General features: G+C 69.4%; 18 protein-coding genes. 13 read left to right on the forward strand and 5 right to left on the reverse strand.

Translation table 11 applies throughout. The features are described from left to right. Positions 1 to 93 precede the first annotated feature (93 nt). Together AC1MBE_RS13275 and AC1MBE_RS13280 are read left to right on the forward strand one after the other, a co-directional pair. Positions 94 to 1,737, forward strand: coding sequence for an alkaline phosphatase D family protein (locus tag AC1MBE_RS13275; protein ID WP_479778930.1), 1,644 nt, complete (start codon positions 94 to 96; stop codon positions 1,735 to 1,737). After that, positions 1,734 to 3,014: an alkaline phosphatase family protein gene (locus AC1MBE_RS13280; RefSeq protein ID WP_479778932.1), complete on the forward strand. Its 1,281-nt coding sequence runs from the start codon at positions 1,734 to 1,736 to the stop codon at positions 3,012 to 3,014. Before AC1MBE_RS13275 ends, AC1MBE_RS13280 begins: the two co-directional genes overlap by 4 nt. A gap of 79 nt (positions 3,015 to 3,093) precedes the next feature. Here AC1MBE_RS13280 and AC1MBE_RS13285 read toward each other — a convergent pair whose 3' ends face one another. After that, a complete protein-coding gene (locus AC1MBE_RS13285) occupies positions 3,094 to 3,543 on the reverse strand; it encodes a MarR family winged helix-turn-helix transcriptional regulator (RefSeq protein WP_479778934.1) in 450 nt (149 codons plus the stop codon). Between the two features lie 171 nt (positions 3,544 to 3,714). Between AC1MBE_RS13285 and AC1MBE_RS13290 the strand changes: the two genes are divergently transcribed. Then, a complete protein-coding gene (locus AC1MBE_RS13290) occupies positions 3,715 to 5,004 on the forward strand; it encodes an MFS transporter (protein WP_479778936.1) in 1,290 nt (429 codons plus the stop codon). Here the strand turns inward: AC1MBE_RS13290 and AC1MBE_RS13295 are convergent. Continuing rightward, on the reverse strand, positions 5,001 to 5,843 hold the full coding sequence (locus AC1MBE_RS13295; RefSeq protein ID WP_479778938.1) for a gamma-glutamyl-gamma-aminobutyrate hydrolase family protein: 843 nt from the start codon (positions 5,841 to 5,843) through the stop codon (positions 5,001 to 5,003). The two genes, AC1MBE_RS13290 and AC1MBE_RS13295, sit on opposite strands and share 4 nt — an antisense overlap. A 53-nt stretch (positions 5,844 to 5,896) precedes the next feature. On the opposite strand from AC1MBE_RS13295, the gene AC1MBE_RS13300 reads away from it, so the two are divergent. Both AC1MBE_RS13300 and AC1MBE_RS13305 read left to right on the forward strand, forming a co-directional pair. Further along, positions 5,897 to 6,391: an SRPBCC family protein gene (locus AC1MBE_RS13300; protein ID WP_479778940.1), complete on the forward strand. Its 495-nt coding sequence runs from the start codon at positions 5,897 to 5,899 to the stop codon at positions 6,389 to 6,391. A gap of 9 nt (positions 6,392 to 6,400) precedes the next feature. Continuing rightward, on the forward strand, positions 6,401 to 7,534 hold the full coding sequence (locus AC1MBE_RS13305) for an LOG family protein (RefSeq protein WP_479778942.1): 1,134 nt from the start codon (positions 6,401 to 6,403) through the stop codon (positions 7,532 to 7,534). A gap of 21 nt (positions 7,535 to 7,555) precedes the next feature. On the opposite strand, the gene AC1MBE_RS13310 is transcribed toward AC1MBE_RS13305, so the two are convergent. Then, a complete protein-coding gene (locus AC1MBE_RS13310) occupies positions 7,556 to 8,428 on the reverse strand; it encodes a matrixin family metalloprotease (protein WP_479778944.1) in 873 nt (290 codons plus the stop codon). Positions 8,429 to 8,490: 62 nt separating this feature from the next. Continuing rightward, positions 8,491 to 9,696, reverse strand: coding sequence for a VIT1/CCC1 transporter family protein (locus AC1MBE_RS13315; RefSeq protein ID WP_479778946.1), 1,206 nt, complete (start codon positions 9,694 to 9,696; stop codon positions 8,491 to 8,493). Positions 9,697 to 10,020: 324 nt separating this feature from the next. Here AC1MBE_RS13315 and AC1MBE_RS13320 point away from each other — a divergent pair, with 324 nt between their 5' ends. Both AC1MBE_RS13320 and AC1MBE_RS13325 read left to right on the forward strand, forming a co-directional pair. Continuing rightward, positions 10,021 to 10,254 (forward strand): hypothetical protein, encoded by a 234-nt coding sequence (locus AC1MBE_RS13320; RefSeq protein ID WP_346959928.1) that lies wholly within the window; start codon positions 10,021 to 10,023, stop codon positions 10,252 to 10,254. A gap of 230 nt (positions 10,255 to 10,484) precedes the next feature. Continuing rightward, positions 10,485 to 11,060 carry a helix-turn-helix domain-containing protein gene (locus AC1MBE_RS13325; protein WP_479778948.1) on the forward strand — a complete coding sequence of 192 codons (576 nt, stop codon included), beginning with the start codon at positions 10,485 to 10,487 and terminating at the stop codon, positions 11,058 to 11,060. A 273-nt stretch (positions 11,061 to 11,333) separates the two neighbouring features. Here AC1MBE_RS13325 and AC1MBE_RS13330 read toward each other — a convergent pair whose 3' ends face one another. Then, a complete protein-coding gene (locus AC1MBE_RS13330; protein ID WP_479778950.1) occupies positions 11,334 to 12,158 on the reverse strand; it encodes a hypothetical protein in 825 nt (274 codons plus the stop codon). A 363-nt stretch (positions 12,159 to 12,521) separates the two neighbouring features. On the opposite strand from AC1MBE_RS13330, the gene speB reads away from it, so the two are divergent. The 6 genes from speB (at position 12,522) to AC1MBE_RS13360 (ending at position 22,134) form a co-directional block, all read left to right on the forward strand. Then, a complete protein-coding gene (speB, locus tag AC1MBE_RS13335) occupies positions 12,522 to 13,610 on the forward strand; it encodes an agmatinase (RefSeq protein ID WP_479778952.1) in 1,089 nt (362 codons plus the stop codon). Beyond that, on the forward strand, positions 13,607 to 15,274 hold the full coding sequence (locus tag AC1MBE_RS13340) for a thiamine pyrophosphate-binding protein (protein WP_479778954.1): 1,668 nt from the start codon (positions 13,607 to 13,609) through the stop codon (positions 15,272 to 15,274). The genes speB and AC1MBE_RS13340 overlap by 4 nt, the downstream gene beginning before the upstream one ends. A gap of 158 nt (positions 15,275 to 15,432) precedes the next feature. After that, a complete protein-coding gene (locus AC1MBE_RS13345) occupies positions 15,433 to 15,918 on the forward strand; it encodes a MarR family winged helix-turn-helix transcriptional regulator (protein ID WP_479778956.1) in 486 nt (161 codons plus the stop codon). Positions 15,919 to 15,922: 4 nt separating this feature from the next. Next, a complete protein-coding gene (locus AC1MBE_RS13350) occupies positions 15,923 to 18,112 on the forward strand; it encodes an MDR family MFS transporter (RefSeq protein ID WP_479778958.1) in 2,190 nt (729 codons plus the stop codon). A gap of 225 nt (positions 18,113 to 18,337) precedes the next feature. After that, a complete protein-coding gene (locus AC1MBE_RS13355; protein WP_479778960.1) occupies positions 18,338 to 20,071 on the forward strand; it encodes an ABC transporter ATP-binding protein in 1,734 nt (577 codons plus the stop codon). After that, positions 20,068 to 22,134, forward strand: coding sequence for an ABC transporter ATP-binding protein (locus AC1MBE_RS13360; RefSeq protein WP_479778962.1), 2,067 nt, complete (start codon positions 20,068 to 20,070; stop codon positions 22,132 to 22,134). The genes AC1MBE_RS13355 and AC1MBE_RS13360 overlap by 4 nt, the downstream gene beginning before the upstream one ends. Positions 22,135 to 22,145 lie beyond the last annotated feature (11 nt).

A 22,145-nucleotide genomic window follows, 5' to 3' on the forward strand; every position in this document is an offset into this window, starting at 1 on the left:
AGGACTGCGCCACGGTGAACTCTGGGCGAACGTCCGGCCAATGGGGCTGTAAAACCGGCATTTGACCCGGCCCGGGTGCAGATACTGGAGAGCATGACTACCTTTACTCGACGTCAAGTTCTGCGCTCTGCAGGGGTTGCCGCGGTGGCTGGAGCCCTGGCCACCAGCACCTCCGCGGGGGCATTTTCAGCCACGCCAAGCGGTCCGTTCGGCCACGGGATCGCCTCGGGGGATCCCCTGCCGGGCAGCGTGCTGCTGTGGACCCGCGTCACCCCCAGCCCCGAGGCGGCGCCCGGCAGCGGCACCGGCCCGGACGTGTCCGTGGGCTGGGAGGTCTCGGCCGACGCGGGTTTCAAGAAGATCGTGGCCCGGGGTACCGCCGCCACCGGCGCGGCCCGGGACCACACGGTCAAGGTCGTAGCCGACCGGCTCGCCCCCGGCGCCAGCTACTGGTACCGCTTCACGCTGGGCTCGGTGGTGTCCCCGGCGGGACGCACCCGCACGGCGCCGGCCACCGGCGCGCCGGTGGACCGCCTGAAGTTCGGTGTGGTGTCCTGCGCCAACTGGCAGGCGGGCTACTTCTCCTCGTACCGCCACCTGGCCGCGCGGGGCGACCTCGACGCCGTCCTGCACCTGGGCGATTACCTCTACGAATACGCGCCCGGCGACTACCAGGCCCGCGACGTCGTGGTCCGTCCGCACGACCCGGCCGTCGAGATGACGCAGCTGGAGCACTACCGCCGCCGCCACGCCCAGTACAAGACCGATCCCGACCTCCAGGCCCTGCACGCGGCCGCGCCCTTCATCGTGACCTGGGACGACCACGAATCGGCCAACGACGCCTGGCAGGGCGGCGCCGAGAACCACACCCCCGGCGTCGAAGGCGCCTGGAGCGAGCGCTTCGCCGCCGCGCACCAGGCCTATGCCGAGTGGATGCCGGTGCGCTACGAGCCGGGCGGCCAGCTCTACCGCCGCCTGGACTTCGGTTCCCTGGCCAGCCTGTCCATGCTGGACCTGCGCAGCTACCGCGACCAGCAGGCGGCCACCGGCGTGGATCCCTCGATCAGCAGCCCGGCCCGGACCATCACGGGCGCCGCCCAGATGGACTGGCTGCTGGGCAACCTCAAGTCCACGGGTCCGCAGTGGAAGCTCGTGGGCAACCCCGTGATGATCGCGCCGGTGCGGATTCCCTCAACCCTGAGCGCCGCAGAGCTGGGCGGGGTGCAAAAACTGATGGGCGGCACGAGCATCGGGGGCGTGCCGTACAACGTCGACCAATGGGACGGCTACGAGGCCGACCGCAACCGCGTGGTCCGGCACCTGCGGGACAACGCCGTCAAGGACACCGTCTTCCTCACCGGCGACATCCATTCCGGCTGGGCCTGCGACATTCCCGCGGACCCGGCCAGCTACCCGGCCACCGGCGACTCCGTGGCTGCGGAGCTGGTCTGCACCTCGGTCACGAGCGACAACCTCGATGACATCCTCAACGTTCCGCCCCGGACCGGTTCCGTCGGCGTCGAGAACGCCATCAAGGCGGCCAACCCGCACGTGAAGTACCTGGACTTCGACTCGCACGGCTACTCCGTGCTCGACGTGACGCCCGCCGGCGTCCGCATGGACTGGTACGTCCTCGCCGAGCGCACCGCCGCCGGGTCCGGATCGACATTGACCACGTCCTTCAACGTTCAAACCAACACGGGCAAGGTCACGCCCGCACAGGGAGGCCTCGCATGAGCCATTCATCCACTACCCAGCCGACGCCGGGCCGCCGGCAGTTCCTGCAGCTCGCCGCCGCGGGAGGCGCCGCCGTCCTGCTGTCCGCGGCCCCGGGCGCCGCCTGGGCCGCCCCGGCAACGGGACGCACCCGGAGCTACGTGCTCGTGGTGGACGGCTGCCGTCCGGACGAGATCACTCCTGCCCTGACGCCGCGGTTGGCCGGCCTGCGCGCCGCCGGCACCACCTTCCCGGCCGCGCGCTCCCTGCCGGTCATGGAAACCATCCCCAACCACGTGATGATGATGACCGGGGTCCGGCCGGACCGCTCCGGCGTTCCGGCCAATGCGATTTTCGACCGCACCGAAGGCGTGGTCCGGGACCTCGACCGTCCCACCGACCTGCGCTTTCCCACCCTCTTGGAGCGGCTGCAGGAACGCGGGCTCACCACCGGCTCGGTGCTGAGCAAGAAGTACCTTTACGGCATCTTCGGCACCCGCGCCAGCTACCGCTGGGAACCCCAGCCGCTGCTGCCGGTCACCGGGCACGCGCCCGACGCCGCCACCATGGACGCGCTGCTCGCGATGGTGGGCGGACCGGACCCGGACTTCGTCTTCACCAACCTGGGCGACATCGACCGCGTGGGGCATTCGGACCTCACCGGGACCACCCTGCGTGCAGCGCGTGAAGCTGCCCTCGCGGACACCGACGTGCAGGTGGGCCGCTTTATCGACCACCTCAAAAGCACCGGAAAGTGGGACTCCAGCGTGGTGATGGTGCTGGCCGACCACTCGATGGATTGGTCGCTGCCGAGCAACGTCATTTCCATCGACCTGATCCTGCAGTCCCGTCCGGAGCTGCAGTCCAACGTCAGGATCGCTCAGAACGGCGGGGCGGACCTGCTCTATTGGACCGGGACCGACGCCGACCGTGCGGCCGGGCTGGCCGCCGTCGAGCAGCTGGTCGCCGCCCACGAAGGCGTCCTGTCGGTCAGCAGGCCCGCGGACCTGCGCCTCGGGGCCGAGGCCGGCGACCTGGTGGCGTACTGCCGCGCGGGCTGGCGCTTCTCCGACCCCTACGTGGCCTCCAACCCCATCCCCGGCAACCACGGCCACCCGGCCACGGAGCCAATTCCCTTCTTCGTCTCCGGCGGCAGCCCGGCGGTGGTCAAGCAATCGGTCTCCTCCGAACCTGCCCGGACAGCGGACGTGGCCCCCACCATCGGCCAGCTCTACGGACTCAAGGCACCGGCCGGGGGATACGACGGCACGGCCCGGAGCTCTGCCTTCACCGCCTAGACCGCGGCAAGCCACGGAGGCGCCGGGGGCAGCTGTCAGGCTGTCCCGGCGCCTCTGCTGCGTTCGGAGGCGGCTGCGCCTAGACGCCCGCGTGCAGCCGGGGGAGTGCGTCCACCAGGGGAGCGAGCTCGGGGAGCTCCTGCGCCCGGGCCAGCGCGCGTTCCAGGGTGTGGTCGTGGACGGGCCGCGCCTGTTCCAGCAGCCCGATCCCGCTGGGCGTGAGTTCGGTGTAGATGCCGCGGCGGTCGTCCGCGCACAGGATCCGGGTCAGCAGGCCGCGCTCCTCAAGCCGGTTGACCAGCCGGGTGGTGGCGCTGGGGCTCAGGGCCGTGGCCCGGGCAAGCTGCTGCATCCGCATGTGCCAGCCGTCCTGCCGGCTCAGCGCATCCAGCACGGTGTACTCCACCACGGAGAGCTGCGCCTCGGCCTGCAGCGAGCGTTCGAGCTCGGTTTCGATCAGCCCGTGCAGGGCCGCCAGGGTCCGCCAGCCTTGCGCCCGGACCTCGACGGCGTCGTCCTTGATGCCCATACCTTGTGCTCCTTCCGGCTCGGGCTACCGCGCTCCGGACAGCGGAACGCGGACAGCCCCCAAAATAGTTGCTTGCGCGCTATAGTTGCGTGTGCAACAATAAATAACGCGTCTGCAACTAATAGCTTACGCTTCGGAAATCCCCCCGTACAGTTTTGAAGGAGCTCATCCATGCCTATCGGCCTGATAGCACTCGCCCTCGGCGGGTTCGGAATCGGACTCACCGAGTTCGTCATTATGGGTCTGCTGCCGCAGGTGGCCGCCGACTTCCGCGTCAGCGAGGCCACCGCGGGCTGGCTGATCTCCGGCTACGCGCTCGCCGTCGTCGTCGGGGCGCTGCTCCTGACCGCCGCGGTGACGCGCTTCGAGCGCAAACCGGTGCTCGCCGTGCTGATGGTGCTGTTCATCGCCGGCAACCTCGTCTCCGCGGTCGCCCCCGACTACGCGCTGATGATGCTGGGCCGGATTATTGCCGCCCTGGCGCACGGCGCGTTCTTCGGGATCGGCGCGGTGGTGGCCGCCAGCATGGTCGCCCCCACCAAAAAGGCCGGCGCCATCGCCATCATGTTCACCGGGCTGACCGCGGCGAACGTCCTGGGTGTGCCGTTCGGCACCATGCTCGGCCAGGCCGCCGGCTGGCGCTCCACCTTCTGGGCCATCACCGGCATCGGCGTGCTGGCCCTGGCCGGCATCCTGGCCCTGGTGCCGAAGACCGGCGCGGGGGAGGCTGCCGCGGGCGGCCTGCGCGGCGAACTCCGAGCCTTCCGCTCCGGCCAGGTCTGGCTGTCCATTTTCGTTACCATCCTCGGCTACGGCGGGATGTTCGGCGCCTTCACCTACATCGCGTTCACCCTGACCGAGGTCACCGGCTTCTCCGCCGCCACCGTGCCGTGGCTGCTGATCATCTTCGGCGTCGGCCTTTTCATCGGCAACACCGTCGGCGGCAAGGCGGCGGACCGGAACGTGGACCGCACCCTGCTCGTGGTGCTAGCCGCCCTCGTGGTGGTGCTGGTGGCCTTCGCCCTCACCTCGGCCAACCAGCCGATGACCATCGCCTCCATGGTGCTGCTGGGCGGCTTTGGCTTCGCCACGGTGCCTGGCCTGCAGATGCGCGTCATGAAGTACGCCGACGGCGCGCCCACCCTCGCCTCCGGCGCCAACATCGGCGCGTTCAACGTCGGCAACGCCCTCGGCGCCTGGATGGGCGGCGTGACCATCACCGCCGGCCTCGGCTACACCTCGCCGATCTGGGCCGGCGCGGGCATCACCGTGCTGGGCCTGGTGGTGATGGCCTTCGCCGCCACCGCCGCTAAAAAGAGCGCCGGGAAGGCTGCCGCCACCGGCGCCGGGCGCGACGCCGGAGGGCCGTCGCCCGCCGTTGCGCCGGCCGCCGCCACCGCCGCTCCCGCAGGCATCGCCACGGAGGGTGCCGCGGACGACGCCGAGCTGCAGCGGCTCTAGCGGGCCGCAGCGCGGTCCCGGCAGACCGCCACGAAGGCCCGGAACGGAGCCAGCCGCTCCTCGGCGGGAAGCTCCAGGGCCTCCGGATGCCACTGCACCGAGGCCACCCAGCGTTCCGGGTTTTCCAGCGCCTCCACGGTCCCGTCATCGGCCACCCCGGTCACCACGAGCCCGTCGGCCACGCGGGCCACGGCCTGGTGGTGGCCGGAGGCAATCTTGACCGTCACCGCGGCCGCGGCGCCGGGTCCCGTGCCGGGTCCCGTGTCCGGTCCGGTGCCGGAACCCGCTGCGGACCCCGCGCCCGGCCCCACGCATGAACCCATGGTCCCGTACAGGCCGGCCACCTTGGAACCTGCGGCAATCCCGACCTCGTGGCAGGCCCAGGGGCCGGCGCCGTGGGCGGGAGCGGGTTCCCGGTGCGCCACCACGCCGGGGTCCATGTCCTGGACCAGCGTTCCGCCGTAGAGCACGTTCAGGAGTTGGTGCCCGCGGCAGATGCCCAGCACCGGCAGGCCCGCGGCGATGGCCTGCCGGGCCACCGCAAGATCCAGGGCGTCCTGCTCCGCGTTGACGTCGTAGCAGGTTCCGCTGTCCTCCTCGCCGTAGAGCCGGGGGTCCAGATCGCCGCCGCCGGGGAGCACGACGCCGTCGAGCACCCCGGGTGACGCGGCGGCGGTGAGCAACACGGGATCACCACCGCCGTCGCGCACCAAATCAACGATGTAGCCGAAGAGCGCGTTGGCCTCGCCCACCCGCGGATCGGGGTCCGAGGAACTGCTGAGCCGGACCGGAATGCCGATGCGGGGGCGGCCGCCGACGGGCCGTGCTGGATTCTGCATGACTCATTCTGCATCACGGGTTCCGCGTCAGCCCGCAGGACTAGGATTGCCGGATGACCAACAGATACCTCGTGTCCCGCAGCCGCTTCATCGCGGCCGCCCCGGAAGCCATCTTTGAAGTGCTCGTCACACCCGCCCTGCACAGCGTGATCGACGGTTCGGGGACCGTGAAGGGCGCCCAGCCGCGCGGTCCCGAACGACTCGCCCTGGGCGCGAAGTTCGGCATGGAAATGAACATCAAGATGGATTACAAGATCCTCAACACGGTCTGCGAGTTCGAGGAGGGCCGGCGGATCGCGTGGCGGCATTTCGGCGGCCACGTCTGGCGCTACCTGCTGAACCCCGTCAACGACGCCGACGGGACCCCTGGCACCCTCGTCACCGAACAATGGGACGCGCGGGACGTTCGCGCCAGGATCCTGCTCCGCTTGGCCGGCTACCTCCGCCGCCACCCGGCCAGCATCGAGCAGACCCTCGCCAAGCTGGACGCCTACATGACCTCGGAAGCCGCAGCAGGGTCCGGCGCCGCCCCGGACCACCTTCGCTAGGCGCGCCGGATGAGCGCTGCCCGCAGCCTGCACCCGAGCCCGCGCACCCTGGAAGTCGAAAGCCTGACCAGTTTCGACCGGCTGGTGGCGGGCGGCGCGCGGTCCATGCACGGCTGGCACGTCCAGTCCCTGGACCTGCGCGGACGCCGGGAGCCGCTGGAGGCACTGGACGCGCAGGGTGCGATTTTCCTGGGCTGCAGCTTCGACGACGGGGTGGAGGAGTCGCTGCGCGGCCGTGGCGCCCTGATCTTTCCCAAGCTGGAAAAGGTGCCGTTCAACCCTTACCGCGGCCGGCTCTACACGCCGCAGGAGCTGTACGCCGGCGTCGAGGAGGCCCGGTACGAGGACACCCTGGACGCCCGGGTGTACCAGTGGAGCATCCGGCCAGGCCAGCGGCACCGGCTGGACGCGACGCTGGCGGCGGCCCTGCACGACCACTCGATCGGTGATGCGTTGGAGGAGCTGACCCGCTCGGAGCTGTGCCGTGGCCGCACCATGGTGGGTGTGATGGGCGGCCACGCCGCGAGCCGCGGCTCGGCGGGCTTCACCGAGGCGGCGCTGCTGGGCCGCCTGCTGGCGCGGAACGGGCGGGTGGTCGCCACCGGCGGCGGCCCGGGGACCATGGAGGCGGCCAACCTGGGCGCCTACCTCAGCGCGGCGGACGAAACGGATTTCCGCCGGGCCCTGGCGGAGCTCGCCGCGGTGCCCGGCTTCCGGCCTTCGGTGTCCGCATGGGCGCGGGCCGCGGCCGCCGTCGTCGAACGCCATCCGGACGGTACGCCGTCGCTGGGCATCCCCACCTGGTTTTACGGCCACGAGCCGCCCAACTTCTTCGCCACCCACATCGCCAAATACTTCGCCAACGCCATCCGTGAGGCGGTCCTGCTGGAGCTGTGCAACGGCGGAATCATCTTCCTTCCCGGCTCCGGCGGCACCGTCCAGGAGATCTTCCAGGACGCATGCGAAAACTACTACGGCGCCCCGGAGACCATTACACCCATGGTGCTGGTGGGCGAGGAGCACTGGCTGCGCAGGTTCCCGGCCTGGCCCCTGCTGCAGAGCCTCGCCGCGGGCCGGCAGATGGAAAGCCGGATCTTCCTGGTGGACAGCGTCGAGGAAGCCCTGGCGGTGCTGGAGCGCTAAGACCGGCCGTTTAGGGGCTGCCTAGAGGTCCTTGCGGCATGCGGCGCGGCCCAGTTCGTGCAGGCCGTTCAGGTCGCCGGCTGCCAGCCCGTCCGGCGCGCCGATCTCCGGGTACATCAGCTGCGTCGGGTCATCGACGTGTTCCAGGCCCATCACGTGGCCGAGTTCGTGCAGGATGACGGCCGTCGCGTAGGCCGATCCGTCTCCACGGCCCAGGTCGTTGCCGATTTGCGGCGCGTCCAGTTCCAGGCTGCCGGTGACGAAGCTTTTGGGGCCGTCGCCGAAGCTGAAGTGGGTGCTGCCGCCGGTGCCGATCACGGCGCCCTTGAGCTGCGGCGCCTGCTCCGGGGTGGTCCAGGCAATCAGCAGGGGAGCCCAGCGCTCGCCGTACCGCTCCTTTTGGTACGGCGCCCGTGACGGCGACGGCGCCTCGGTGGTGGGGCCGTCGTTGACGAACTTGATCCCGGTGGCCTCGGAGATCGTCCGGATCGCGTTGTCCACCAGTTCGCCGGCGCCCGCGGGAGCCAGCTGTGAATTGACCACGTAGTGCAGGGGCCGGCAGGGGGAGTAGCCCACCGGGGTGCCGTCGGCGTTGGTGGCCAGGAACTTATAGGACGAGTTGGCCGACGCCGGCGTCAGCGGCTGCCCCAACGGCTGGTCCTGCTCTTCGATCCCCGGCGGCGGAACAGCCATGTGCGACCCGTCGTCGGGAACGCCGGCCTGCCGGTCCGCCGGGCTGGCCGTGGGGTGGCTGGCCGGCGCGCCGGGTGCTGTGGCGTCCGAGCCGCCGTTGAATTCGACCAACCCGACAAAGCGGGGGTCGCCGTAAACCAGCCCGGCGGTCAGGAAGGCGGCCCCCGCGATCAGCACCACGGCCGCCAGGTTCCGGCTCACCCGGGCGGCGCTGCGGCCCCGGCTGTGCCGCGGGGAGCGGTCCCGGAGCCCGGGATCGTCCACTAGGCGACCACCGCGCCAAACGCCATGCCCAGCAGGTAGGTGACAGCGGCGGCGCCTATGCCGATGGCCAGCTGGCGGAAGGCGCGGCTGGCGGGCGAGGTGCCGGAAAGCAGGCCGACGACGCCGCCGGTCAGCAGCAGGGCGATCCCCACCAGGGCGGCGGACACCACCAGCGCGGCAATGCCGGTCATGCCCAGCAGGAACGGGATGATCGGCACGATCGCGCCGGAGGCGAAGAAGCAGAAGCTCGACGCCGCTGCGCTCCACGCCGTCCCGACGGCCTCATGCTGATCCTCCGTTTCCGGAAGCTCGGGCCGCAGGGACAGGCTGGGATCGCAGTCGCAGTCCAACAGCCCCATCCGCTCGGCGACGCGGTGCTCGGCGGCCTCGCGGGACATGCCGCGGGCCAGGTAGACGAGCAGGAGTTCGTTGTGTTCAATGTCCAGCGACGGCGCTGCCGCGAGGGTGATCTGGGTGGGGCGGGTCGCGGCCAGCAGTTCTCGCTGGGACCGCACGGAGATGAACTCGCCGGCGCCCATCGACAGCGCCCCGGCCAGCAGCCCGGCCACGCCGCTGAGCAGGACCACGGAGCTGCCGACGCCGGAGGCGGCCATGCCCATCACGAGGGACAGGTTGCTGACCAGCCCGTCGTTGGCGCCGAACACCGCGGCGCGGAAGCTCCCGGCAAGCCGGTTGCGGCCGCGTGTGGCCAGACCGCGGACAACTTCTTCGTGGATCTGCTCGTCGGCGACCATGGCCGGGGTGGCGTTGGGGTCGTTGGCGTACGGCGAGCGGCTTTCGGCGCGCTGCGCCAGGGCCAGCACAAACACGGAACCGAAGTGCCGGGCGAGGAAGCCCAGGAACTGGCTGCGGAGCGAGGCGGGGCGCGGCCGGCCGGCCTGGTCGCCGAGGAGCTGCAGCCAGTGCGCCTCGTGGCGCCCCTCCGCTTCGGCCAGGGCGAGCAGGATGTCGCGTTCCTCCCCGCTGCGGTTTTCCGCGAGATCGCGGTAGACGGAGGCCTCGGCGCGTTCGTCGGCGAGGTACTGCCGCCAGCGCTTGATGTCCGCCGACGTGGCGGCGGGGCTGGCCGCGGGGGCGGCGGCAGCTGCGGCGGGGGAGCCTGCTGCGGCGGCGGGGGCCGCGGGGGAGCCTGCGGCGGGGCTGGGGTCAGACTGGAAAGGATCAGATGGGGCGTGCTGAGACACGGAAACTCCTGGGCTGGATCGGGCATGGTTCGGCCCCATTGCGAATCCAGCGTACCCCGTTATCCCGCGGATTTTCGGCTGGCAATCCTCAGTGGAAAGTTTCGGTAAGCCGTAAAGTAAGTACCCTTATGGCCCGTCGGCGGACAGTCGGCGGCCGGGCGGCGGTCGGGCCCGACGACCCTTGACCCCCACTGCGGGCGGTGTTCGAATAAAGACCAGGGCGGGTTCTCCGGCAGGCCCGCCCGGCCGTTTTCCGGGCGTCGGCCTGAGGACCCGGACGGCTCGCAAACCACTGCCGCAGCCCGAGCGCACGGAGGTTGCACCATGGACAGCACCGGATCACCGGCCCACCAGCCGGCCAGGGACTCCGTTGAATCGGATCCGGCCTACGATTTTGCCGAGGACGCCCCGGTCGGCGACACGGAGACCGTGGACGAGGAGCTGCTGGAAGAAGCGGACCGGAACGTCCCGCTCGACGCTGAGGATTTCCTTGGGGACGAGCAACCGATCGTGCCCCTCGACGCGGACGAGTTCCGCGAACCCGAGGAAGAAGAATAGCGGACGCCCTTCCGGCTGGAGCCGGGCAGCACGACGGCGGCACTTCCCCCGCGGGGGAAGCGCCGCCGTCGTGCGTGCTGGATCTGCGCGTATCAGTCGATGGAGCGGTGTGGGTCCGGTAACAGTCAAGGTAGGACCGCGGCGTGTCCTTCCCGGCGCTCCGGGGGCGGTCTGCGGCTAGGATTGGCTCCAATGATGGGGCCGCGCGGCCGGCCGTGAAAGGTTCCCTTATGAAGGCTCTACCCGTTGAACCGAGCAACGTTCCAGTTGCCATCGGTTCCAGGATCCGTGCCGCCCGGCAGTCCCAGCGGCTCACCATCGAACAGGTCGCGGATGCCACCGGCCTGACCAAAGGCTTCCTCAGCAGGGTGGAACGGGATCTCACCTCGCCCTCGGTGAGCTCGCTGGTCACGCTGTGCCAGGTGCTCTCGATTTCGATCGGCGAGCTGTTCGCCGCGCCGGAAACCCACCTCACCAAGAAGGGGGAGGGCCCCCGGATCTCGCTCGGCGGCGAGGGGATCGTCGAACGCCTGCTGACCGCGCGCTCCGAGCGCCGGGTCCAGATCATCCAGGCAGTGATTGAGCCCCGTGGGCGCGGCGAATCCGAGCTCTACGCCGTCGACTGCGACGTGGATGTACTGCACGTGGTCAGGGGCAACATCCGGCTCGTCCTCACCAACGAGGAATTCGAGCTGGAAACCGGCGACACCGTCACGTTCCCCGGCCGGGAGCCGCACACCTGGATCAACCCCACCAACGAGCCGGTCGAGGTGCTCTGGGTGCTGGTACCCGCCGCCAGCCGGTAAGTTCGGGCGGCCTGGCAGCGCTGGGCCTGACCCCGGGCCGTCCCTCCCAGTTACCACCCGCGTCGCAGCGGCGGCCGATCCAGCGACCCCGGATTTTCCGCGGAAGTCCTGACGCGGCCGGCCAAGTAACTGGGCGGGAGCGTCTGGCAGCCCCCTGGCCGAGGCCTGCCCGACGCTCCTCGGCCGGTCGGCGCCGGTTTGAGTTCATCGGGTTGGATTGGGCTGCGGGTGGTTTCAGCGGGTTGGTCTTGTGGGATCTGCCTGACCTTGGCCCTAACGGATGTGCCGCGGTCCCTCGGCCAGGACCGCCCGGACCTCGGCCAGGACGTGCTCCGGCCTGAACCAGATGTCCTCGGGCATGTAGTGGAGCGACGCGAAACCTCTGAGAGTCGCGGCATTGTTTCGCTGGAGATCCCGGCGAAGCGCCTTGCGGCTCGAATGGAACGCGAAGCCGTCCACCTCGACGATCAGAAACCCTTCGAGCAGGAAGTCGACCCTTCCGATGCCGGGCAGATAGACCTGGGCGTCGTAGCCGATGCCGCCGGTCCTGAAGAGATGCTGCGCGTCCACTTCGACGATGGACTCAGCCCGAAGGTCCAGCTGCCGCAGTGCCCGCCGGGCTGTCCCGGACCGGTCGGCGGTGAGTTCGGCTTTCAGCAGTTCCAGCGGGACGCCAAGCAGCCGCATCGCCGACGTCGCGATGGCGGTGGACGCCGGGGGAGCCAGACAGCCCAGGGCATGGAGCACCACGTCTTCGACAGCGGCCACGGGGAGCTCTGCGGGCCCCTCGAACCGCACCGTCCGGTGCCGGACGAAGCCGCTGCCGTGGCCGTGGTTGCAGGCCAGATGGTGGCGGGCGGGCGGATCCCGCAGCCACAGGCCGTAGTGGCCGGCGGCGCTGGCACAGCTGACCCGGGCGTTGTGCTGCAGTGCGGCCAGGAACTCGGGCCTGCAGTCCGGCAGGGCAAAGACGCCGCGCCGTGGCTGGCGGGCGACCCGGGCCAGCCGGGCAACATCCCGTCGGCTGTAGCCGGCGGACAAAAACTGGCCGGTCCGGGCGATGCCGCCCAGCTGGGCCAGGTAGGCCTGGGGATCCATAGGTCCAGTGCAGGCTGCCGCCTCCCCCGTTGGAACCGGGTAACCCTGCTATCTGGACAACTTCGAGGGCTCCGCGCCGCCGGCTGTGTGCTTTCCCGCCCAGTTACTTACCCGGCGCCGGTGCCGGACAAGCGCGGAATCCCCGGATCCGCGCGGTTCCGGGCGGGGCGGCGGGGCCGGCGGAAGCGAGTAACTGGGGAGGAGCGCGCGGCCGGCGCGGAAAGCCGGGTCGCGGGGGTCGCCCGGTTGCGCCCGAGGCGCGGGGCAGGCCGCATCCGGTAAACAACTGATGCGCAGCGGGCAACTTTCGAGTGTATGATGGCAGTCACACCTGTCGAACAACCCTCGAAGGAGACGCCTCTCTTGGAAGAGCTGCGCATCGAAGCCAATGGCAACCTTGGCCCCATCGATTCCTCCCGCATCCCGCGCTACGCCGGCGCCGCGACCTATGCCCGCCTGCCGCGGCTGGACCAGGTGGCCAAGGCGGACGTCACCGTGGTCGGTGTGCCCTTCGACTCCGGCGTGTCCTACCGTCCCGGCGCGCGCTTCGGCGCCAACCACGTGCGCGAGGCCAGCCGGCTGCTGCGGCCCTACAACCCGGCCTGGGACGTCAGCCCCTTCGAGAACATCCAGGTCGCCGACGCCGGGGACATGGCCGTCAACCCGTTCAACATCAACGAGGCCATCGAAACCATCCAGCAGAACGCGCTGGACCTCACCGCCGCCGGCAGCAAACTGCTGACCCTGGGCGGGGACCACACCATCGCGCTGCCCCTGCTGCGTGCCGCGGCTGAACGCGCCGGGCAGCCCGTCGCCATGCTCCACTTCGACGCGCACCTGGACACCTGGGACACCTACTTCGGCGCCGAATATACCCACGGCACCCCCTTCCGCCGCGCCGTCGAGGAGGGCATCCTGGACACCGAGGCGATCAGCCACATCGGCACCCGCGGACCGCTTTACGGCAAGAAGGACCTCGACGACGACCACCGCTTCGGCTTCGGCATCGTCACCTCGGCGGACGTCTACTACCAGGGCGTGCTGGAAACCGTCGCCAAGGTCCGTGACCGGATCGGCAACCGCCCGCTGTACATTTCCGTCGACATCGACGTCCTCGACCCGGCCCACGCTCCCGGCACCGGAACCCCGGAGGCCGGCGGCATCACCAGCCGCGAACTGCTGGAAATCATCCGCGGCTTCCGCGGCATGAACCTGGTGGGGGCCGACGTCGTCGAGGTCGCCCCCGCGTACGACCACGCCGACATCACCGGCGTGGCGGCAAGCCACGTCGCCTACGAGCTCGTCACCCTGATGGCGGACAACCCCGTCGACGGCGACCGGACCGGGGCGCCCACCGGTTACGCGGCGCAGGCCCTCGGCCGCGAATCCCGCCGTCCCGCAGGCTTCGCCGCGACAGCGGCCCAGCCGGTCCAGAGCGGAGCCGCGCAGTGACCGGGGTGCGCAACGGCGGGGACCTCGTCGTCGAAACCCTTGAGGCGCTCGGCGCCAAGACCGTCTTCGGCATCCCCGGCCAGCACGCCCTGGGCCTCTTCGACGCGATGGGCCGCGGAAACCTGCACTTCGTCTCCTCCCGGGTCGAGAACAACTCCGCCTTCGCCGCCGACGGCTATTCCCGCGCCACCGGAGAAGTCGGCGTCCTCTTCCTCTCCACCGGCCCCGGCGCACTGACCTCGCTGGCCGGCCTGCAGGAGGCCTACGCCACCGGCGTTCCCATGGTGGTCATCGCGAGCCAGATCCCGCTCGAGGGACTCGGCGCCCGGCGCAAGGGCATGCTGCACCAGCTGGATGACCAGAAGGCCTCGGCCGCCAACGTCACCAAGAGCCAGCGGCTGATCCAGCATGCCTCCGGCATTCCCTCGGCCATCCAGGACGCCTGGACCGAGGCCATCTCCTCGCCACAGGGCCCGGTGTGGATCGAGGTTCCGCAAAACGTCCTGCTGGACCCGATCATGGTCCCGCCGGTGGAGGACGCGCTCGCCGAATCCGCGGACAACCCGCCCCGCGTGGAGCTGGTCCGCGAAGCCGCGAAGTGGCTCTCCGAGGCGAAGCGGCCGGCCATCATCGCCGGCGGCGGCACGCGGCGCGGCCGGGCGGAGAAGTCGCTGCTGTCGCTGGCGGAAAAGCTGCGGGCGCCGGTGATCTGCACCCCCGGCGGCAACGGCGCGTTCCCCTGGAACCATGAACTGTCGCTCCAGTCCTGGATCGAGGACCAGTACATGACGGAGCTGCTCGAGGACGCCGACGTGCTGATCGTCATCGGCTCCTCGCTCGGCGAAGTGACCTCGAACTACTTCACCTTCGAGCCGCGCGGCCGGATCATCCAGATCGACGCCGAACCCCGCGTGCTGGAATCCAACCGCCCCGGCCTCGGCATCCGGGCCGACGCCGGACAGGCGCTTGCCGCCCTCGACGAGGCACTGGCCGCGGCACCGGCCGACGCCCGCCCCGACTGGCACGGCAGCTCACCCGAGGCGCTGGTCAAGGACACCCTGGCCAAGGTCAAGGCCCGGCTGGAATCCCAGGACCTCGCCAAGGAACTGAGGTTCATGGCCGATATCCGCGAGGCCGTTCCCGCGCAGATGCAGACGTTCTGGGACATGACGATTTCCGCCTACTGGGCCTGGAGCTGCTGGGACGCCCGCGAGGGGCAGTTCCACTCCGCCCAGGGCGCCGGCGGCCTGGGCTTCGGTTTCCCGGCGGCCATCGGCGGCGCCGTGGGCCTGGAAACCACCGGAAAGCCCGGCGGCTCGGCCCGGGTGCTCGCGGTGTCCGGCGACGGCTCGGCAATGTACTCAATCTCCGAGCTCGCCACCGCCAAGCAACACAACGTTCCGGTCACCTGGCTGATTGTCGACGACGGCGGCTACGGCATCCTGCGCGAGTACATGGTGGGCGCGTTCGGCAAGGCCACGGCCACCGAACTGTCCCGTCCCGACTTCGTGAAGCTGGCCGAGGCCTTCGGCGTCCCGGCCGTCCGGGTGGCCCCGGAGGATGTGGGGGACGCGCTCAAGGCGGGCTTTGCCGCGGACGGCCCGAACGTCGTCGTCGTGGAAACCCTGCTCAAGATGTTCGCCCCCACGCACCTGGACGTCTAACCCGCTAACAGCGCGAACGTACACAACGAGGCCCCGAATCCGCCCGGATTCGGGGCCTCAAATGTACGTTCGCACTTTTTACGCCGGCTTCTTAGTTTCCCAAAGCAATCAATTTAGGGTATTGTTGCTTCGGGCAAGTAAGTAAGGGGCTTTTACACATGTCAGTTGCATCGACCACTGCAGCCAAGCTGGTCCACCAAATCTTCGATCTCCAGCGCGCCGTCCGGTGCGTCGCCGCGGCGAACCTCCGCGGCGACGATACCGGCGTCGCGCTTCAAGGCGTGCTGCGTTTTGTGGGGGAGGGGGAAACCCGTGCCACCCAACTCGCGGAGCGGCTGGGCGTCAGCGCTCCCGTGCTCAGCCGGCACCTCGCCGAACTGCTCGAGCAGGGCTACGTGGTCCGCCGGCCGGATCCCGAGGACGGCCGGGCGCAGCTCATTGCGCTCTCGCCGGCCGGGGTCGAGAAACTGCGCTCCATCGAGGCGCAGCGCGCCGCGACCCTGCAGGGCTTCCTGCAGGACTGGAGTGAGGACGACGTCGAAGCGACCTCGCGCACCCTGAAGAAACTAGCTGAATCCCTCAGGACTTCAGCCCGGGCAAAGACGGCCGGAACCACCGACACGACCAACTTTGTTGAGGAGTAAATCTATGGCTAGCCACGCTGCTGCCGCCGGGCCGTCCCCGGCCCCCACCGCGCAAGCGGCCCCCGCACCACAACCGCACCACGAACCGCAGGCGGCCATGAGCCACCGGCAGATCATGGAAGCGCTGACCGGCCTGCTGGCGGCGTTCTTCACCGCCATCCTGAGCAGCACCATCGTGGCTAACGCGCTGCCCACCATCATGTCCGAGCTCAAGGGCACCCAGACGGACTTCGCCTGGGTGATCACCGCGGCACTGCTGGCCAACGCGGCCACCACCCCGATCTGGGGCAAGCTGGCTGACCTCTTCAACAAGAAGGTCCTGGTCCAGCTCAGCATCGTGATCTTCGTGGCCGGCTCCGTCATGGCGGGCCTGTCCGAGACCATCCCGCTGCTGCTGACCGCCCGCGTCATCCAGGGCATCGCGATGGGCGGCCTCACCGCCCTGGCCCAGGCCATCATCGGTTCCATGATCCCGCCGCGCGACCGCGGCAAGTACTCCGGCTACATGGGCGGCGTCATGGCCGTCGGCACCGCCGGCGGCCCGCTGCTGGGCGGCTTCATCGTCGACAGCCCGCTCGGCTGGCGCTGGACCTTCTTCGTCTGCGTCCCGCTCGCCGTCGTCGCCCTGATCCTGCTGCAGGTCACCTTGAAGATCCAGCACGTCAAACGCCCGGCCAAGATCGACTGGCTCGGCTCCATCCTGCTGACCTCCGGCGTCAGCCTGCTGCTGATCTGGGTGTCCTTCGCCGGCAACCCGGACTACTACGACTGGTGGTCCTGGCAGACGGTCGCCATGGTGGGCGGCGGCATTGTGCTCCTTGGCCTGCTGGTGCTGGTGGAATCCAAGGTGGCCCAGCCCATCATCCCGCTCAAGATCATCTCCGAGCGCACCACCGCCCTGGCCATCCTCGCCTCCGTGGCCGTCGGCGTGGGCATGTTCGGCTCCTCGACGTTCCTGGGCCAGTACTTCCAGGTGGCCCGCGGTGCCACCCCCACCGAAGCAGGCCTGCTCACGCTGCCCATGATCGCGGGCAACCTGATTGGCTCCGTGCTCTCCGGACAGCTGATCAGCCGGACCGGCAAATGGAAGCGCTACCTGATCGCGGGCGCCGTCGCGCTGATCGGCGGCCTCGGCCTCGCCGGCAGCATGGACCACACCACGGACCTCTGGCTGACCGGGATCTACACCGCCATCCTCGGCGTCGGCCTGGGCCTGCTGATGCAAAACCTCGTCCTCGCCGTCCAGAACACGGTCCAGGCCAAAGACATCGGCACGGCCAGCGCCTCGGTAGCCTTCTTCCGGTCCGTCGGCGGCGCCATCGGCGTCTCGGTCCTCGGCGCCGTGCTGGGCAACCGGGTCAAGGACCTCGCCGTCGAAGGCCTCGCTGAAGCCGGAATCAAGGTCCCCGCAGGATCCACGGGGGCCAGCATGGACCTCAAGGACATGCCGGCACCCATCCGCGACATCATGCGGGCCGCCTACGGTGACGCGATCGCCGAGGTCTTCCTGATCTCCGCCGTCGTCGGTCTTGTAGCTCTGGTGGCCATCCTGTTCATCAAGGAAAAGCCGTTGCGCCGCACCGTGGACATCCGGCCGGAAGCTTCCGCCTCCGCCGCCGTCACCGGTTCGGGAACCGCCGCAGGCGTCGAAGCAGCCGCCGGGGCAGCCGCCCACGCCGCCGTCGCTTCCGGTCCCGCAGCGGGGTCCGCCGCCGGGCACGACGCCGTCGCTTCCGCAGCGGCCGGGCACGACGGTCCCGCCACCGGCATCGTCGACCTTGACCGTGAGTTCATCGAGGTCCTGAGCCGGCAGCGCACCAATGGGTCCCGGTTCCCGGACGCGGCCAGGCAGGACCTGGACAGCCGCCAGAACGGCGACGGCGCGGCCAGGGCCGAGCGCGAAGGTGCCAGGCTCCGGGCCCGGACGATGGTGGCCGAGGCCCGCGCCGACGACGCCGACATCGTGCCGCTGCTGCTGCAGACCCAGCGGCTGCTCGCCGAGCAGCAGGTGCAGCTGGCGGAGGCTCTGCGGGCCATCCACCAGCAGGCCGCGGAGCAGCGCGCAATCGCGGCGGAGCAGGCCCGGGTTGCCGAGCAGCTCACCACGCTGCGGCGCCAGCTCGCCAAGGAACGCAAGCTGCAGCGCGCCGCCGCCGACTACATCGCCACCCACGGCCGGCATCGCGGCGAGTAGCAAAAGAACGGATGCGGCCGTGCGGCCACCCGATGAGGGTGGCTGCGGGGCCGTTTTTCCCGGCGGCAACACGAGCACCTTCGACGCCGGAGGTTTCACCCCGGCAGGGGATTTCGTAGAGTGGGACAGCTGAGGCTGTCGGCCCCATCTGCTATTCCTTTCCTTGCCGGACTTCTGCTTTTTCCTCTTCTGCGATTCATGAACCATCCCTAAGGATCCGTGGGCATGCTTGTCACCCTCATACGGCGCTACTCCAAGCCGTATCTGCCGTATATAGCGGCCGTCGTCGTCTTCCAGCTGGCCTCCACCATTGCGGCCCTGTACCTGCCCAGCCTGAACGCCCAAATCATCGATGAGGGAGTCTCCCGCGGCGACACGGACTACATCTGGCGCACCGGCGGGCTGATGCTCGGAGTCGCGCTGGTCCAGGTGGTCACCGCGATCGCCGGCGTCTACTTCGGTTCCAAGGCCGCTATGGCGTTCGGCCGGGACCTGCGCCGCGGCGTCTTCCGGAAGGTCAGCAGCTTCTCCGCCCGCGATGTCAACGTCTTCGGCGCCCCGACGCTGATCACCCGCGGCACCAACGACGTCCAGCAGGTCCAGATGCTCATGCTGATGGGGCTGAACTTCATGGTGGCCACACCCATCATGTGCATCGGCGGCATCGTGATGGCCCTCCGCGAAGACCTCAACCTGTCCTGGCTGGTCTGGGTCTCCGTCCCGCTCCTGGTGGTCGTCGTCGGTTATCTGGTGGTCCGCCTGATGCCGCTTTTCCGCTCCATGCAGGCCAAGATTGACCGGCTCAACGGCATCCTGCGCGAGCAGATCATCGGCATCCGCGTGGTCCGCGCCTTCGTCCGCGAGCCACACGAAGCGCAGCGTTTCGGCGCCGCAAACAAGGAACTCACCGACGTCTCGCTGAAGATCGGCGCCTTGTTCGTGCTGATGTTCCCGGCGATCGGCATGATCCTGCACGTCTCCACCGCAGCCGTGCTCTGGTTCGGCGGCCAGCGCGTGGACGCCGGGGAGATGCAGGTGGGCTCGCTGACGGCGTTCCTGCAGTACCTGCTGCAGATCCTGATGGCCGTCATGATGGGCACCTTCATGGCCATGATGATCCCGCGCGCCTCGGTCTGCGCGGACCGCATTGGCGAGGTGCTCGACGTCGAACCCTCCATCCACGAGCCGCTCACCCCCGTCGCCCCGGCCGCCAAGGCGGGCCGGGTGGAATTCCGCAACGTCTCCTTCGCCTACCCAGGCGCCGAGGCGCCGGTGCTCAGCGACATCAGCTTCACCGCCGAACCCGGCCAGACCGTGGCGATCATCGGGTCCACCGGCGCCGGCAAGACCACCCTGCTGGCGCTGCTGCCGCGGCTCTTCGACGCCGCCTCGGGCGAGGTGCTGCTCGACGGCGTCCCGGTCACCCAGCTGGACCGCGCCGAGATCACCGGGCGCGTCGCGATGGTGCCGCAGCGGCCGTACCTGTTCTCCGGGACCATCGAGCACAACCTGCGCTTCGGCAAATCCGACGCCACCGACGCGGAACTCTGGGACGCCCTCACCGTGGCCCAGGCCGCCGACTTCGTCCGGGAGAAGAAGAACGGCCTCGGCGCCCGGATCTCCCAGGGCGGCACCAACGTCTCCGGCGGCCAGCGCCAGCGGCTCTGCATCGCCCGCGCGCTCGTCACCGAACCCAAAGTCTTCCTGTTCGACGACTCCTTCTCCGCACTGGATGTCGCCACCGACGCCCGGCTGCGGAAGGCGCTCAAGGCCAAGACCGCGGACGCCACCGTCATCATCGTGGGCCAGCGCGTCTCCACCATCGCGGACGCGGACCAGATCCTGGTGCTGGACAACGGCCGGATCGTGGACCGCGGAACCCATGAGGAGCTCCTCGCCAGCTCCAGCACCTACCAGGAAATCGTCGAATCCCAGCTGACCGCGGAGGCCATCGCATGAGCACCAACAAAAAGCTCAGCCCCGACTCCGCCGGCAAGGCTCCCCACGAAGCGCCTGCCGAGACGCCCGGCGGGGTGCCCGAGGAGGACTTCTACGAGGAGGAATTCACCCCCGGCGAGGCCGACGGCGGCATGTTCGGCGCCGTGCCCGCGAAGAAGGCCCAGCATTTCTGGCCCTCGGCGAAACGGCTGATGGGCCTGCTGAAACCCGAGCGGTCCGGCATCGCCGCCGTCCTCGCGATGGTGACAGTCGCCGTCGTGCTCAACGTCATCGCGCCCCGCATCCTGGGCCAGGCGATGGACGTGATCTTCGGCGGCGTGGTTGGCAAGCAACTGCCGGCCGGGGCCACCAAGGACCAGTTCATCGCCGGACTGCGCTCCCAGGGCCAGGACAACTTCGCGGACATGCTGGCCAGGATGGACGTCATTCCGGGCGTGGGCATTGACTTCCAGAAGCTCGCCTTCCTGATCAGCGTGGTCCTGGTGATGTACTTCGTCGCGAACATCTTCCTGTGGCTGCAGGGCTACGTCCTCAACGTGCTTGTGATGCGCGTGGTCCGCCGGCTCCGCGACGACACCGAGAAGAAACTCAACAAGCTTCCGCTGAACTACTTCGATACCCGCCAGCGCGGCGACACCCTTTCCCGCGTCACCAACGACGTGGACAACATCCAGCAGGCCCTGCAGCAGGCGTTCGCGCAGCTGGTGAACTCCGCGCTGACCGTGATCGGCATCGTGATCATGATGTTCATCGTGTCCTGGCAGCTGGCCCTGATTGCGCTGATCGCCCTCCCGCTCTCCGGCGTGGCTGCCGGCATCATCGGCGCGCGCAGCCAGAAGCTGTTCGCCGCGCAGTGGAAGAACACCGGCGAGCTCAACGGCCAGATCGAGGAATCCTTCTCCGGCCACGACCTGGTCCGGGTCTTCGGCCGCGACGCCGACATGCTGGCCCGCTTTGACGAACGCAACGAGGAGCTGTACAAGGCCAGCTTCGGCGCCCAGTTCGTTTCCGGCATGATCATGCCCGTTATGCAGTTCGTCTCCTACCTCAGCTACGTGGGGATCGCCGTCGTCGGCGGGCTGCGGGTCGCCTCGGGCGGGATGAGCCTGGGCGACGCCACAGCGTTCATCCAGTACTCGCGCGAGTTCACCCAGCCGCTGGGGCAGATGGCCGGCATGGCCAACATGCTGCAGTCCGGCGTGGCTTCCGCCGAGCGGGTCTTTGAATTCCTTGACGCCGACGAACAGGACGCCGAGACCGCCGCCGAGCACCTCCCGGCCAAAACCGACGGGCACGTCGAGTTCAAGCACGTCACCTTCAGCTACACCCCGGACAAGCCGCTGATCGAGGACCTGTCCTTCACCGCCGAGCCCGGGCACACGGTGGCCATCGTCGGCCCGACCGGCGCGGGCAAGACCACCCTGGTGAACCTGGTGATGCGCTTCTACGAGCTCAACGCCGGGGCCATCACCCTGGACGGGGTGGACATCACCCGGCTCAGCCGCGCCGAACTGCGCTCCAAGGTGGGCATGGTCCTGCAGGACGCCTGGCTGTTCGGCGGCACGATTTACGAGAACATCCGCTACGGCAAGCTGGACGCCACCGAGGAGCAGATCATAGCGGCCGCGAAGGCCACCTTCGTGGACCGCTTCGTGCGGGCGCTGCCGGAGGGCTACAACACCGTCATCGACGAGGAAGGCAACAACGTCAGCGCCGGCGAGAAGCAGCTCATCACCATCGCCCGGGCGTTTGTGGCCAACCCGTCGCTGCTGATCCTGGACGAAGCCACCAGCTCGGTGGACACCCGCACCGAGGTGCTGGTCCAAAAGGCCATGGCCGCGCTGCGCACCGAGCGCACCAGCTTCGTGATCGCCCACCGCCTCTCCACCATCCGGGACGCCGACACCATCCTGGTGATGGAAGCCGGACGGATCGTCGAACAGGGCCGGCACGCGGAGCTGCTGGAACTGCGGGGCGCCTACTACCGCCTGTACATGTCCCAGTTCGCCGGGGAGGACGCCGACGCGTCCGTCCTGGAAGAGCCGACGGCGGTGCACAGTTGAGCGCCGGAGCT

This window comes from Arthrobacter sp. BG5 (genome assembly GCF_056680155.1).